General features: G+C 63.6%; 15 protein-coding genes. 8 read left to right on the plus strand and 7 right to left on the minus strand.

Features of this window, described 5'->3' with window-relative positions; translation table 11 throughout:
• Window positions 1-9: 9 nt before the first annotated feature.
• Both V0R37_RS05805 and V0R37_RS05810 read left to right on the plus strand, forming a co-directional pair.
• Entirely contained in the window at window positions 10-699 is a 690-nt protein-coding gene (locus V0R37_RS05805; protein WP_420373593.1) for a response regulator, read from the plus strand.
• Window positions 700-814: 115 nt separating this feature from the next.
• On the plus strand, window positions 815-1,933 hold the full coding sequence (locus V0R37_RS05810; protein ID WP_420373594.1) for an NADH:flavin oxidoreductase/NADH oxidase: 1,119 nt from the start codon (window positions 815-817) through the stop codon (window positions 1,931-1,933).
• A gap of 13 nt (window positions 1,934-1,946) precedes the next feature.
• Here V0R37_RS05810 and V0R37_RS05815 read toward each other — a convergent pair whose 3' ends face one another.
• On the minus strand, window positions 1,947-2,900 hold the full coding sequence (locus tag V0R37_RS05815; protein WP_420373595.1) for a methyltransferase domain-containing protein: 954 nt from the start codon (window positions 2,898-2,900) through the stop codon (window positions 1,947-1,949).
• Between the two features lie 94 nt (window positions 2,901-2,994).
• On the opposite strand from V0R37_RS05815, the gene V0R37_RS05820 reads away from it, so the two are divergent.
• On the plus strand, window positions 2,995-3,774 hold the full coding sequence (locus V0R37_RS05820; protein WP_420373596.1) for a ComF family protein: 780 nt from the start codon (window positions 2,995-2,997) through the stop codon (window positions 3,772-3,774).
• Window positions 3,775-3,824: 50 nt separating this feature from the next.
• The gene (locus tag V0R37_RS05825; protein WP_420373597.1) at window positions 3,825-4,295 is read left to right on the plus strand and encodes a tRNA (cytidine(34)-2'-O)-methyltransferase; all 471 of its coding nucleotides are present in this window, start codon (window positions 3,825-3,827) and stop codon (window positions 4,293-4,295) included.
• 87 nt (window positions 4,296-4,382) lie between these two features.
• Here the strand turns inward: V0R37_RS05825 and V0R37_RS05830 are convergent, their stop codons facing one another.
• The 5 genes from V0R37_RS05830 to V0R37_RS05850 are packed head-to-tail and all read right to left on the minus strand — an operon-like array spanning window position 4,383 to window position 7,744.
• Entirely contained in the window at window positions 4,383-5,381 is a 999-nt protein-coding gene (locus tag V0R37_RS05830; protein ID WP_420373598.1) for a Bug family tripartite tricarboxylate transporter substrate binding protein, read from the minus strand.
• A gap of 24 nt (window positions 5,382-5,405) precedes the next feature.
• Window positions 5,406-6,473, minus strand: coding sequence for an NAD(P)H-dependent glycerol-3-phosphate dehydrogenase (locus V0R37_RS05835; protein ID WP_420373599.1), 1,068 nt, complete (start codon window positions 6,471-6,473; stop codon window positions 5,406-5,408).
• Window positions 6,474-6,480: 7 nt separating this feature from the next.
• The gene (secB, locus tag V0R37_RS05840) at window positions 6,481-6,999 is read right to left on the minus strand and encodes a protein-export chaperone SecB (RefSeq protein WP_420373600.1); all 519 of its coding nucleotides are present in this window, start codon (window positions 6,997-6,999) and stop codon (window positions 6,481-6,483) included.
• A 46-nt stretch (window positions 7,000-7,045) separates the two neighbouring features.
• Window positions 7,046-7,303 (minus strand): glutaredoxin 3, encoded by a 258-nt coding sequence (gene grxC / locus V0R37_RS05845; protein WP_420373601.1) that lies wholly within the window; start codon window positions 7,301-7,303, stop codon window positions 7,046-7,048.
• A 30-nt stretch (window positions 7,304-7,333) separates the two neighbouring features.
• Entirely contained in the window at window positions 7,334-7,744 is a 411-nt protein-coding gene (locus tag V0R37_RS05850) for a rhodanese-like domain-containing protein (protein WP_420373602.1), read from the minus strand.
• An 89-nt stretch (window positions 7,745-7,833) separates the two neighbouring features.
• On the opposite strand from V0R37_RS05850, the gene gpmA reads away from it, so the two are divergent.
• The 4 genes from gpmA (at window position 7,834) to V0R37_RS05870 (ending at window position 12,426) form a co-directional block, all read left to right on the plus strand.
• On the plus strand, window positions 7,834-8,583 hold the full coding sequence (gene gpmA / locus V0R37_RS05855) for a 2,3-diphosphoglycerate-dependent phosphoglycerate mutase (RefSeq protein ID WP_420373603.1): 750 nt from the start codon (window positions 7,834-7,836) through the stop codon (window positions 8,581-8,583).
• 2 nt (window positions 8,584-8,585) lie between these two features.
• Window positions 8,586-10,037, plus strand: coding sequence for a murein hydrolase activator EnvC family protein (locus V0R37_RS05860; RefSeq protein ID WP_420373604.1), 1,452 nt, complete (start codon window positions 8,586-8,588; stop codon window positions 10,035-10,037).
• 62 nt (window positions 10,038-10,099) lie between these two features.
• Window positions 10,100-11,650, plus strand: coding sequence for a S41 family peptidase (locus V0R37_RS05865; RefSeq protein ID WP_420373605.1), 1,551 nt, complete (start codon window positions 10,100-10,102; stop codon window positions 11,648-11,650).
• Complete coding sequence (locus V0R37_RS05870) at window positions 11,647-12,426, plus strand: HesA/MoeB/ThiF family protein (protein ID WP_420373606.1); 780 nt, start codon at window positions 11,647-11,649, stop codon at window positions 12,424-12,426. The genes V0R37_RS05865 and V0R37_RS05870 overlap by 4 nt, the downstream gene beginning before the upstream one ends.
• On the opposite strand, the gene V0R37_RS05875 is transcribed toward V0R37_RS05870, so the two are convergent.
• Entirely contained in the window at window positions 12,356-13,063 is a 708-nt protein-coding gene (locus V0R37_RS05875; protein WP_420373652.1) for a pyrimidine 5'-nucleotidase, read from the minus strand. The two genes, V0R37_RS05870 and V0R37_RS05875, sit on opposite strands and share 71 nt — an antisense overlap.
• Between the last annotated feature and the right edge of the window lie 55 nt (window positions 13,064-13,118).

A 13,118-nucleotide genomic window follows, 5' to 3' on the forward strand; every position in this document is an offset into this window, starting at 1 on the left:
TGACGCTTTATGGCCAGAATCCTGGTTGTTGACGACGAAATTGGTATCCGTGAGCTTTTGTCGGAAATTCTTTACGACGAAGGGCACACTGTCGAATTGGCGGAGAACGCCGCCCAGGCGCGTGCCGCGCGCTTGCGGGCGCGACCCGATCTCGTCCTGCTGGACATATGGATGCCCGATACCGACGGTGTAAGCCTGCTCAAGGAATGGAGCTCGCAAGGTCTGCTCGACATGCCCGTCGTCATGATGAGCGGCCATGCGACCGTCGATACGGCGGTCGAGGCCACGCGCATAGGCGCTGTCGATTTTCTTGAAAAGCCCATCACCCTTCAGAAGCTGCTGAAGACCATTGCGGCCGGCCTCGCCAGGCCGGTGGTCACTCCGGCGCTGGTTGCCGCGGCGCGTCTGCCCGAGCGCCGGGCCGATCAGCCGCAGCCCCTGACCACGACAGCGGTTCCCGCCGCGGCGGAACCCGCCGGCGAGCTGAATCACTCCTTGTTGGGGGGGATTTCCCTGGACCAGCCGCTGCGCGACGCTCGCGATGAGTTCGAGCGCATCTACTTCGAATACCATCTGGGGCGCGAGAATCACAGCATGACGCGTGTCTCCGAAAAAACCGGCTTGGAACGCACGCACTTGTATCGCAAGCTCAAGCAGCTGGGTATCGATTCGTCGCGCAAGAAGAACGCCAGCCAGTAAGCCGGCCGAAAAAAAACGATGTCCCGGGGGCGGCATAGGCCGCCCCTGTCTTTGCTATGATGTCCAGCCGCAGCATGCTGCCGCAATCATCCCCCTTAATCCAGAAGGAGCATAGATGGCTCACCTGTTCGACCCCCTTGTTTTGCGTGGACTGACATTGCCCAACCGCATTGTCGTGTCGCCCATGTGCCAGTATTCCGCATCGAACGGTGACGCCACCGCCTGGCATAAGGCCCATCTGGGCAGCCTGGCGCTGGGCGGCGCGGGGATGCTTTGCCTGGAGGCCACGGCGGTCAGCCGGGAAGGACGGATCACTCCCGCTTGCCTTGGCTTATGGAGCGACGAAAACGAAGCGGCGTTGGCGGGGGTCGTCCAGATGCTGCGCGCAGCGTCGCCTATCAGGCTTGCCATCCAGTTGGGGCACGCCGGGCGCAAGGCCTCCAGCGCCGCTCCCTGGGATGGCGGTCAGCTTATCGCCGCCGATGCGGGAGGCTGGCAGCCCCTGGCGCCATCGGCGCTTCCCCAAAAGTCGCAGGAACCGGCGCCGCGCGCATTGACTGTCGATGAGTTGGCCAGGATCAAGGCCGACTTCGTTCAGGCTGCCACGCGCGCCGTCCGCCTGGGTTTCGACGCCATCGAGCTGCATGCGGCCCATGGCTATCTTTTGCATCAGTTCCTGTCGCCGATTGCCAACCGGCGCGACGATCTATATGGCGGCAGCATCGAGAACCGCATGCGGTATCCCTTGGAAGTCTTCGATGCCGTCCGCGCCGCTGTGCCCGATTCCATACCGGTGGGCGTGCGCGTTTCGGCGACCGACTGGGTCGATGACGAGTCCAGCTGGACCCTGGACCAGACGATCGAGTTCGGCACCCGCCTGAAGGCCAAGGGAGTGGACTGGCTGGACGTATCCAGCGGGGGCGTGTCGCCCCGGCAGCAGATACCGGTAGGGCCGGGTTATCAAGTCCACCTGGCCCAGGCGGTCAAGCGCGCAGTCGGCGTACCGACAGTGGCGGTCGGTTTGATTACCGAGCCGCAACAGGCGCAGGATATCGTATCCGGCGGGCAGGCCGATCTCGTCGCCTTGGGGCGGGCGGTGCTGTATAACCCGCGCTGGGCCTGGCATGCGGCGGCGGAACTGGATGGGCAAGTCCAGGGGCCGCCGCAATACTGGCGTTCCCTGCCTGCAGGCAAGAATGCCGTGTTCGGAAAAACGACTTTCGGAATGCGCTGATGCGCCGCCCTGCCTAGGATTCGCCGGTCTTGCGCGGCCGCACCGTGGGCCGCGTGCCGTCGGTGTTCGCCGCGCGGCCGATCGAGCCCACCGAGATGCGGGTTTCGCCGAAGGCGCCGCGCTGCGCCGCAGCCCGCCATGCATGTCCGTAGGCCACTTCAAGGCTCAGGTGTATGGTTCCGTCGTCATCGCGCTGAGCCTCCAGGGCATCCAGCAGCCGCTGCCGCCATTTGCGCCCCGACAAGCCGCGCTTGCGATCCTGGTTGGGATTGCCGCCCAGTATGTGCATGTCCTCGAGCAGCTTTTCGGGTGTGCGATAAGTGAGCGTCAGGATTTCCTGGTCCATGACCGGGTCGGCGAAGCCCCGCTGGATAAGCAGGTCGCCAAAGTCGTGCATATCGACGAATTGCGGTGTGGCGGTCTGAAGGCCGGCATCCAGCACGGCGCTGCGCAGCTCCGCCAGCGAACCGGGTCCCAGGGATGAAAACATGACCAGCGCGCCGGGTTTCAGTATGCGGCGCCATTCGCTCAGGACATTGTGCGGCTCGGGATGCCAGTGCAGCGCCATGTTGGACCACACCAGATCAAGGCTTTCCGGCGGAAGCCCCGAGTCGGCAAGGTCCGCAAGCAGGAAGCGGACAGGCCGGGTGGGTTTGTTGCGCAGTTTTTGCCAGAATCCCGGCTTGGTGGCGTAGCGCTCGCGCGCCACGTCCAGCAGGCGCTGGCAGGCATCCAGGCCGATATAGTCCAATTGCGGGTAGCGGGCGCGTAAAGGCTCCAGCGCATGTCCGGCGCCGCAGCCTGCATCCAGCACGGCGACAGGCGCTATCCGGATATAGCTCAATCGTTGCAGCATGCGCTGCGCGACCTCGCCGTACAGGAACTGCGCGGCGTCCAAGGGGCTACGGCGGGCGAACTGCAGTCCGACATGAGTGGAATCGATGCGCAGTGTAGGTGGCTGTGACATTTATAGGTGCGGCTGGCTGGTATCGGGGAAGGCTTCGTGCTTAGATAGGCGCATGGCGACCACAGGTCCAAGCCCGGGCTTGAAGAATACCATTATGGCTTATCCGCATCCTCCGCGCGAACCGGCGCATTTCGTACTCAATGCATGGCGCGGGGTTCTCGGTGGCTGCATCCGGCGCATTCCCACCGCTTGCGGCCTATGCGGGGGGCGATCGCTGGGCGGACGGCTTTGCGTATATTGCCATCACGCGGCTATCGCCTCCATGGCCGGCGGAATGGCGCGCTGCGCGGTGTGCTGCCTGGTTCTGGATGCGCAGGGCGCATGCCCCGATTGCAGCAGGCTGGCACCGGCCTTCGATCGCGTGCTTGCCGCCTTTGATTATGCGCCGCCCGGCGATCTGCTTATTCATCAGTTCAAGGTGGCGCGGCGCTTCACCAGCGCCGGCATGCTTGCCGCGATGCTGGCCGATGCCGCGGCTGCGGCAGTGCCGGCCTTGCCCAGGGGAACCATCCTGGTTCCAGTGCCCGCCAGCCGATCCGCCATCTTGCGGCGCGGGTTCAATCCCGCCGCCGAGATCGCGCGCTGCCTGGCCACGCAATTGCGGCTTTCCTGCCGGCCCGCGCTTCTGCTGCGCGTTCGCGAGGGCGTCAAGCAGACTTATCTTGGCAGGGCTCAACGCGCGTCCAGCGCCCGGCTGCTTTATTATTGCCCTCGAAGGGTCGAAGGCCTCCACATTGCCGTGGTCGACGATGTATTGACCACGGGAAGCACGCTGAACAGCATCGCCCGGGCCTTCAAGGCGGCCGGAGCCGCTTCGGTTACCGGCCTGGTGCTGGCCCGCACGCCCTATCGCCCCGAACAGCATTGCCTGTAAAATCGCCGCAGGCCCTGGCGTGTCGCCAGCGCGTTCTTTTTACTGCTTTCATGTTTCACATCGTCCTGGTATCGCCCGAAATCCCACCCAACACGGGCAACGTAATACGCCTGGCCGCCAATTCCGGCGCAAGCCTGCATCTGGTGCGGCCGCTGGGGTTCGAGCTGGACGACAAGAAGCTGAAGCGGGCCGGGCTGGACTACCATGAGTGGGCCAGATTGCAGGTCCACGACGACCTGGCCGCGGCCTTCGCCAGCATAGGCGGCGACGAGACCCGCCGCTACGCATTGACCACCAAAGGCGCCAGGCTGATTGGCCAAGTGCCGCTATTGCCCGGCGATGTGTTCGTCTTCGGACGAGAGACCGCGGGCATGTCCCAGGCGCAAATGGATCTATTCCCGCCGGAGCAGCGCCTGCGCTTGCCCATGCTGCCGCAACAACGCAGCCTTAATCTGTCGAACGCCGTGGCGGTCACGATTTACGAAGCTTGGCGCCAGTCCGGCTACGCGGGCAGCGTCTAGGCGGATTCGGGGCCGCTGCGGTGCTTCGGCGGTGCGAGGGCTTGCCGTGCCGGTCCCGGCCCGCCGGATGGCGGGCCATGCGAACAGTTAATCCAGCGACAGGCCCAGCCGGTCTATCACTTCTTCCCAGCGTTTTTTCTCGTTCACCACCAAGGTAGTCAATGCTTCGGGCGTGGATGGCGCCGGCGTGAAATACAGCGCGGCCATTTTCTGTCTGACGTCGTCCCGCGCCAGAATCTTGCCTATGGCCGAATTGAGCTTGGCCACGATATCGCCGGGCGTGCCCGCCGGCACGAATATCGCATCCCACGAGATCGACTCGAATCCGGGGTAGCCTTGTGACGCCATGGTGGGTATGCCGGGCAGCACGTCGCTGGGTTCCAGGCTGGTAATGGCCAGTGCGCGGGCCTTGCCGGCTTTTACCTGTGTCATGGCAATGCCGGGCACCATGAAGCCTGCCTGGACATCGCCGGCGATGATGGATGTAATGATCTGGGGAAAGCCGGTGTAGGGAATCTGCTGCAGGCGGATATCCGCCTGGTGTTCAAGCATGGCCATTCCCAGATGCGAGGAGCTGCCCGGGCCGACCGTGCCGTAATTGAGCTCGCCGGGCCGTGCCTTGGCCAGGCTTACGAACTCCTGCACATTCTTCGCGGGAAAATCCTGCGGCACGACCAGCACATTGGGGCTCGTGCCGACCAGGGTGATCGGTGCCAGGTCCTTGAGCGGATCGTAGCCCAGTGTTTTTTTGTACAGGGATGGCGCCGTGACCATGGGACCATTGATGGTCAGCAGTATCGTGTATCCGTCGGGCTTGGCCTTGCTGGCGTGGCGCGTGCCGATGTTGCCGCCCGCGCCGGGCTTGTTTTCCACCACGACGGCCTGGCCCAGGTCCTTGGCCAGCGGTTCGGCAATGGCCCGGGCCAGCACGTCGGGCGAGGAGCCTGCCGGGAAAGGAACCACCATCTGGATGGGGCGCTCGGGCCAGGCGGCCTGCGCGAACGGCGCCAGCGCCAATGTGCCGGCGCCCGCGATGGCGAGTGCCGACCGGTGCAGCCAGCGGCCCAGGAATAAATTTCGAGACATGGCAATTCCTTGCATGGAAAAAGATTAAAGATCAAGCCGAGGTCGGGGCGATTCGGGTTTGGCGTCGCGGGTCAGCAGGCCGGATACGGCAGCTTCCGGCGCCAGGCCGTCGAACAGGACATGGCAGACGGCTTCGGTGATGGGCAGATCGATTTGATATTTTCGGCCTAGCGCCAGAGCGGCGCGGGCGCAGCGCACGCCTTCGGCTGTCATGCCGCCCGCGAGGATCGCATCCAGCGTCTTTCCTTCGGCTATGGCCAGCCCCACTTGGCGGTTGCGCGAAAGGGCGCCTGTTGCCGTCAGCACCAGATCGCCCAGGCCGGTCAGGCCGGAAAAAGTTTCCGCCAGGCCTCCCATGGCCAGCCCCAGCCTTTGCATCTCGGCCAGGCCCCGGGTGATCAGGGCGGCCCGCGCATTGGTGCCCAGGCCCAGGCCGTCGGAAATGCCGCAGGCGATGGCCATGACGTTTTTCAATGCGCCGCCCACTTCCACACCGATGACGTCGCTGCTGCTGTATATGCGGGCGTTGGCGCCATGCAAGGCCGATACCACCGCCTGGGCGGTACCGGTTTGCGTGGTGGCAATGGTCAGCGCCACAGGCAGGCCCTGGGCGACCTCGCGGGCGAACGATGGCCCGGACAGCACACCCAGGCCCACGCCGGGCAGGGAACTGAACGCCGCTTGGGCTATCTCGTGGGGGAGCTGGCCGCTGTCGGGCAGAAAGCCCTTGCACGTCCACACTATGCTTAATGCGCTGCAGGATCTGCCGGCCAGCAGGCCGGCCAGGGTGGAGCATAGGCCCGCCAGGCCGGCCACGGGCACGCCCAGGATGATGAGCCCCGGCGTACCGTCCGCCGGGGCGACATGGTCCAGGGCGTCCCGCAGGCTGTCGGTGATTTGCAAAGCCGGGGGCAGAGGGGTGTCGGGAAGATAGGGAGCATTGACATGATCCCGCTCCATGGCGCGCGCCAGTTGCGGATTGCGCGCCCACAGCAGGGTGTCGGATTGGGCGCTGGCCAGGGCGGCCAGCGCCGTTCCCCAGCTTCCGGCGCCCAGGACCGCGACGCGGACGCGCGTAGGGGGGGCGGTCATGGCGTGCTTATTGACGTGTGGCGCCCGGAGGCAGTATCAGGCCCGAGTCTTCCTTGCCCTGTTCTTCGGCCATCTGGGCCAGTCGCTGCTCGTACAGGCTCTGGAAATTGACCTCGGTCAGATGCAGCGCGGGCAGCGAGGTGCGATTGATGGCATCGGCGACGCTGGCGCGCAGGTAGGGATACAGCATGGTGGGGCAGACGATGCCGATGAGCGGATCGAGCTGTTCGGCCGGAATGTTGGCGGCTTCGAAGATGCCCGCCTGGGTGGCTTCAACCAGATAAAGCACTTTGTCCTGGATGCGGGTGGTGACCGTGGCGGTAACGGTGGCTTCGTAGACAGTGTCTGCCAGGCGCTGGCCGCCGACATTGATGGACACTTCCACCGTGGGGCCTTCCTGCTCAAGGAAAATCTGGGGAGCGTTGGGCATTTCCAGCGACAAGTCCTTGATGTAGGTGCGCTGCAGGCTGAAACTGGGATCCTGGCTGCCCTGGCTTTCCTGATTGTTTTGATTCTGTTCGGACATTTGGTTTCCTAAAATAATATGGATAAGGGTAAAGGAGCGGGCCAGTCTATGCGGCAAGCAGCGGCATCAGGCCGTCGGCGCGGTCCAGCGCCGCCAGGTCGTCATAGCCGCCCACATGGGTGTCGCCGATATAGATTTGGGGAACGGTGCGCCGGCCTGTGCGTTCCATCATGATGGCGCGTTGGGCGGGGTCCTGGTCTATGCGTATTTTCTCGATATGGGTGACACCGCGCTGCTTGAGCAGCATCTCGGCGCGGACGCAGTAGGGGCACACGGCGGTGCAGTACATTGTTACGGTTGCCATGGGTTTCCTTTGACGGTAAGGCCGTGGGGATCAATTCTTTTTGGACAGGGGCAGTCCGCCCTGGAGCCAGCCGCGCAGCCCGCCCTCAAGGCTGAAGGCTTGCGCATAGCCCTGCTTGCGCAACGAACCCGCAATGCGGGCCGAGTCGCGGCCCTGGTCGCATACGACAATGATAGGCTTGTCTTTGGGCAGCGAGCCCAGCTTGGACGATATGTCGGCTTCCGGCACGTTGCGTGCCTGGGGTATGCTTCCAGCCTTGAACGATTCATGGCTGCGGATATCCAGGAAAATCCCCTGACTCTGGTTGGCCAGTTGCACAGCCTGTTGTACACCCACTGTCTTGGCGCCGCCTTTCAGGAGGTTGGGCAGCAGCAGCATGACGCCGGAAGCAATGGCGACGAATAGAAAAATAAGGTTGTTCTGGTCAAGAAAAAAGTCCACGATGTATCCCGAAAACACCCTGGGAAGCAGGGCACATGCAGGGGATTATAAAATGGTCCGCGATTTTCAACTTTTAGGCGATAGTTATCATGCATAAACTTGTTTTGATGCGCCACGGCGAGAGCCAGTGGAACCTGGAGAACCGCTTCACCGGGTGGACCGACGTGGATCTGACCGATACCGGCCGCGAGCAGGCCCGGCAGGCCGGAGAGCTGTTGAAACAACAAGGGTTCGAATTCGACCTGGCCTATTCTTCCGTGCTGAAGCGGGCCATACGCACGCTGTGGATCGCGTTGGACGCCATGGATGCCATGTATACGCCCACCGGCCTTAGCTGGCGGCTCAACGAGCGCCACTACGGTGCCCTGCAAGGCCTGAACAAGGCAGAGACCGCCGAGAAGTACGGCGAAGAACAAGTGTTGATCTGGCGCCGCGCCTACGCGATCGCGCCCAATCCGCTGGATGCGGACGACCCGCGGCATCCGCGCTTCGATCGCCGCTATGCCAAGATCGGCGCCGACAAGCTGCCGGCCACCGAATGCCTGAAAGACACGGTGGCGCGCGTGCTGCCTTTCTGGAATGAATCCATCGCGCCGGCCATGCGGGCCGGACGGCGGGTGCTGATTGCCGCGCACGGCAACAGCCTGCGGGCGCTCATCAAGCATCTGGACGGCATCTCCGACGATGACATCGTCCATTTGAACATTCCCACCGGGCAGCCCCTGGTCTACGAGCTGGACGACGATCTGCGCCCATTGCGCCATTATTATCTTGGCGATCCGGCCGAGATCGAAGCGGCGATGGCTGCCGTTGCGAATCAGGGCAAGGCAAGGAAATAAGCATGCGTCTTGGGCTTGGTTTTCTGGCGCTGGCCTTCTGGGCTGGCCTGGCCTGCGGGGCCGAGCCCACGCTGGCGCAGAAGCAGGCCCAGGCCCGGGAAGAACGGGCCCAATTGCGCGGGCGGATAGAAAGCCTGCAAAAAGAAATCGACAGCCGCGAATCGTCGCGGCGCGACGCCGCCAACGACCTGAAAGCGTCAGAGTCGGCCATTTCCTCCACCAGCCGCCGCCTGGCTGAACTGGCGGCGCGCCAGAAGCAGGCGGAGCAAGAGCTGGAGCGCATCGATGCGCAAACGGCCGAGCAAAAACGCGAACTGGGCCTGCGCCAGTCCGAACTTGGCGATCAGCTTAGGGCCCAATATGCCAGCGGGCTGTCGCCCTGGACGGCCTTGCTGTCGGGCGACAATCCACAGGTCGTCGGCCGCGACCTGAGCTATCTGGGTTACATCACCGAAGAGCAGGCGAAGGCGGTCAGGGCGGTGCGGCGGTCCATCGATGCGCTTGCCGCCCTCCAGGCCAAGACAGAGGCCGGCAAGAAGGAACTGGCGCAACTGGCTCGGGAAACCACCGAGCAGAAACAAGAGCTGGAGAAGCAGAAAGAGCAGCGTCAGGAAGTTCTGGATCGCATTGAAGCCGAGCTGAAGGAGCAGCGTGGTCAGGCCGAACGCCTGGCGCGCAACGACAAGCGCCTGGGCGGATTGATTTCAGGCCTGGAAAAAGCCATTGCGCGGCAGGCCGAAGAGGCCAGGATCGCCGAAGAGAAGCGCCGCGCCGAGGCCGCGCGCAAGGCCGAGCAGGCCCGACTTGCCCTGGAGCGCGAACGCGCCCAGGCCCGCAAGGCGGAACAAGCCGCTCGCGAGGCGCAACAAAGGGCCCAGCGGCAGCGGGATGAACTGGAGGCGGAAAAAGCGCGTATCCAGGTGGAACAGGCAAGGGCCCGGGCCCGGGCCGCCGAAGAAGCCGCGGCGCGTCCACCGGTTCCGTCCCGGCCCGATGAAGCGGCTGTGGTCCGGGGCACTGCAGAGGGAAAAACCGACGCGCCGCGTCTCGCGCCTGCCGAGGGGTTCAAGGGCCTGCACAAAGGGGCGCCTTACCCCGTGCAAGGCCAGGTGCAGGGCAAGTTCGGCGCCGAGCGGCCCGAAGGCGGCTTGTGGCGCGGCATTGTCCTGCGCTCGCCCGAAGGGGCGGCGGTACATGCCATCGCCCCGGGCCGGGTCGTATACGCCAATTGGCTGAGCGGCTTCGGCAACATTATGATTATCGATCATGGCGCGAAGTACCTGAGCGTGTATGCTTATAACCAGAGCCTGCAAAAGCGGGTCGGCGACATCGTCGGCACCGGCGATACGATAGCGACGGTGGGCGCAACGGGCGGACAGGTTGAACCGGGTCTATACTTTGAGATCAGGCATCAGGGTACCCCCGTGAATCCTCTGCTTTGGTTAAGGCGGTAATTTCGTTACTATTTGCCTGACGCCCCTGGGCGCCTCTTTTTGAAATTACTTCGGGAACGTGCATGAGCACTCGCAGGTTTGGCAGTTTCGGTTTGGTGGTCGCAGGCGCGCTCGGGGGGGTATTGATCAGCCTGGGCATAACGGCGGCCGCCCAGCGGGGCGACCCCCTTCCTCTTAAAGAGCTGCAACAGTTCGCCAATGTATTTGCCGCCATCAAAAGCAGCTACGTAGAGCCGGTTACCGATCATAAGCTCATCGGCGATGCCATCAAGGGCATGTTCAGCGACCTGGATCCGCACTCCACCTATCTGGACGCCGAGGCATTCAAGGAAATGGAGGCCATTACCCAGGGCGGCTTCGGCGGCCTGGGCATCGAGATCGGCAGCGAAGACGGCATGCCCAAGGTCATCTCCCCGATCGAAGACACACCCGCGGCGCGCGCCGGCATTCTGGCGGGCGACCTCATTACGCACATTGACGGCAAGCCGACCAAGGGCATGACGCTGAACGACGCCATCAAGCTGATGCGCGGCGAACCCAAAACGCCCATCGTGCTGACCATCAAGCGGCAGGGCAAGGAAAAGCCGCTGGTCGTCCATATCGTGCGCGACCTGATCAAAGTGCGCAGCGTACGCAGCAAAATGCTGGACAACAACATCGCCTATGTGCGCATCGCCCAGTTCCAGGAGCGCACGGTCGAAGACCTGGCCAAGCAATTGACCACGCTAAGCGCCAAGTCGGCGCCCAAGGCGCTGGTGCTCGATCTGCGCAACGATCCGGGCGGGCTGCTCGACAGCGCGATAGGCGTATCGTCCGCGTTCCTGAAGCCCGATGTGCTGGTCGTTTCGACCAAGGGCCGCATTCCATCGTCCAACCGCGAATACTTCGCCAAGCCGGTCGACTATATGCGCAATTACCTGGACGGCGGCGCCGCCGCGCCGGCCAGCCCCAGCGTGGCCGATTGGGCCAAGACGGTGCCCATGGTGGTGCTGGTCAATGTGGGGTCGGCATCGGCGTCCGAGATCGTGGCCGGCGCGCTGCAGGACCATAAGCGCGCCAAGATCATCGGCAATCGCACCTTCGGCAAGGGTTCGGTGCAAAGCGTTCTGCCGCTCAGCGAAGACACCGGCATCAAGCTGACGACGGCGCGCTACTTCACGCCGGCGGGACGATCCATTCAGGTAACGGGGGTCGACCCGGATATCACGGTTGACGATACCGCCCAGGGCAATCTTTTCCGCCTGCCGCGCGAAGTCGACCTGCAAAGGCATTTGATCAACGGCAATGTGGCCGAAGAGGACAGCAGCGAGGCTCAGGCCGAGGACGACAAGGTGGAGCCCAAGATGTTCGAGTTCGGCGGCGCCGACGACTATCAGCTTCAGCAGGCCGTCAATTTCCTCGAGGGTCGCAGCGTCAAGAAAAACGATCCCAGCGTCGTGGTGGCCAAAGCTGAAAAGCCTGCGGACGCCAAGGCGGACAAGCCTGCGGGCAAGGGAAAATCCGACGCCGCGAAATCGCCCCAGGGGGAAAAAAAAACTCCAGTGAATCCCGCTGAACCCAGGACGGAGCGGTATCGGATCACCCCCAGCGGGGTAGTGCCCGCGGCGCAATGAACGACCTGCAGTTGCTTCGGTACGCCCGGCATATTCTGCTGGACGAGTTCGGCATAGAAGGGCAGGAGCGGCTGCTGGCCGCAAGGGTGCTGATCGTGGGAGCCGGAGGCCTGGGGTCTCCCGCCGCTTATTACCTGGCTTCGGCGGGCGTCGGCCATCTTGTGCTGGCCGACGACGACGAGGTCGAGCTCAGCAATTTGCAACGGCAAATCCTGCATACGAACGACCGCATTGGCCAGGCTAAAGCCGAATCAGGCAAGCTGGCGCTGCTGCAATTGAATCCCGATATCCATGTCGATGCGCTAGTTGCGCGGCTGACCGGCGAGGCGCTGGATCAGCAAGTGCGTCAGGCCGACCTGATACTGGATTGCTGCGATAATTTTGCAACCCGGCATGCCATCAATCGCGCTTGCGTAAAGCATGGCAAGCCTTTGGTGTCGGGCGCCGCGATACGGTTCGCCGGGCAAGTCAGCGTCTTCGACCTGCGCCGCGAAGATGCGCCCTGCTACCACTGCCTGTTTCCCGAAGCGGACGATGTCGAGGAATTGCGCTGCGCCACCACGGGCGTGCTGGGGCCTTTGGTGGGCATGGTGGGCAGCATGCAGGCGGCCGAAGCGATCAAGCTGCTGGCGGGCATGGGCGAACCCATGGTGGGGCGCATGCTTTGCCTGGATGCGCTATCCATGCAATGGCAAACCATACGTTTCAAACGCGATCCGGCTTGCCTGGTCTGCGCAGGCCGTGGCTACCGGCCAGAAGCCGGCCTATCGATTTGATCTTCACGTCCACGTAAAGGCTGCGACCGCTGTGCATGGATGAAAACGGCGTGCCCCGGTGGAATACATGAACAGTGCGCATGCCGACTTGCCGAGCTCCCTTCAGGTTGCGCAAGGTGTCTTCGACCAGCACGACGCGCCCGGCCGGCACGCCCAGGCGGGCCAGGATTTGCCGCATCAGGGCGACCGAGGGCTTGGGCCGCAAGGTGCCCTGCAGGTTCATGTGGTCGATGGCCCAGACGCATTCGAAGTGGTGCAGTATGCCCAGCGTCTTGAGGACCTGACGGGCGTAGTCCAGCGGCGCGTTGGTAAGCAGGATCTTGCGTCCCTTGAGCATCTTCAGCTTGTGCGCCAGGCCGGTTTCGGAATGGACCAGCGGCGCCACCTGGAAATCATGGCTGAGCTTGAGAAAGGCGGTCGCATCGACGCCATGATGACGCACCATCCCGATGACGGTGGCGCCATAGCGCTTCCAGTATTGGGTGCGCAATGCGTTGGCGGCCTCGGCATCCAGGGCCAGCGTGGCGGCCACGGCGTTGGCCATGGCCCCGTCTATGGCCTTGAATATGCCTTTGGAACAGTCGTGCAGCGTGTTGTCCAGGTCGAACAGCCACACTTGCTCGGTTTCATCGGGCATGCCGAAGGGGTGGCGCGCCCGGTGCTGAGCAAGGGCGCGGCGCAAGGGTCGCATG

The organism is Pollutimonas rozaliensis, from assembly GCF_048751585.1.
GTDB lineage: Bacteria > Pseudomonadota > Gammaproteobacteria > Burkholderiales > Burkholderiaceae_B.

Bases quoted from the DNA above. Each gene is read 5' to 3' on its own strand.
- V0R37_RS05805 (WP_420373593.1), top strand. From the start codon at position 10: ATGGCCAGAATCCTGGTTGTTGACGACGAAATTGGTATCCGTGAGCTT.
- V0R37_RS05810 (WP_420373594.1), top strand. From the start codon at position 815: ATGGCTCACCTGTTCGACCCCCTTGTTTTGCGTGGACTGACATTGCCC.
- V0R37_RS05815 (WP_420373595.1), bottom strand. From the start codon at position 2,900: ATGTCACAGCCACCTACACTGCGCATCGATTCCACTCATGTCGGACTG.
- V0R37_RS05820 (WP_420373596.1), top strand. From the start codon at position 2,995: ATGGCTTATCCGCATCCTCCGCGCGAACCGGCGCATTTCGTACTCAAT.
- V0R37_RS05825 (WP_420373597.1), top strand. From the start codon at position 3,825: ATGTTTCACATCGTCCTGGTATCGCCCGAAATCCCACCCAACACGGGC.
- V0R37_RS05830 (WP_420373598.1), bottom strand. From the start codon at position 5,381: ATGTCTCGAAATTTATTCCTGGGCCGCTGGCTGCACCGGTCGGCACTC.
- V0R37_RS05835 (WP_420373599.1), bottom strand. From the start codon at position 6,473: ATGACCGCCCCCCCTACGCGCGTCCGCGTCGCGGTCCTGGGCGCCGGA.
- secB (WP_420373600.1), bottom strand. From the start codon at position 6,999: ATGTCCGAACAGAATCAAAACAATCAGGAAAGCCAGGGCAGCCAGGAT.
- grxC (WP_420373601.1), bottom strand. From the start codon at position 7,303: ATGGCAACCGTAACAATGTACTGCACCGCCGTGTGCCCCTACTGCGTC.
- gpmA (WP_420373603.1), top strand. From the start codon at position 7,834: ATGCATAAACTTGTTTTGATGCGCCACGGCGAGAGCCAGTGGAACCTG.
- V0R37_RS05860 (WP_420373604.1), top strand. From the start codon at position 8,586: ATGCGTCTTGGGCTTGGTTTTCTGGCGCTGGCCTTCTGGGCTGGCCTG.
- V0R37_RS05865 (WP_420373605.1), top strand. From the start codon at position 10,100: ATGAGCACTCGCAGGTTTGGCAGTTTCGGTTTGGTGGTCGCAGGCGCG.
- V0R37_RS05870 (WP_420373606.1), top strand. From the start codon at position 11,647: ATGAACGACCTGCAGTTGCTTCGGTACGCCCGGCATATTCTGCTGGAC.
- V0R37_RS05875 (WP_420373652.1), bottom strand. From the start codon at position 13,063: ATGCCCGATGAAACCGAGCAAGTGTGGCTGTTCGACCTGGACAACACG.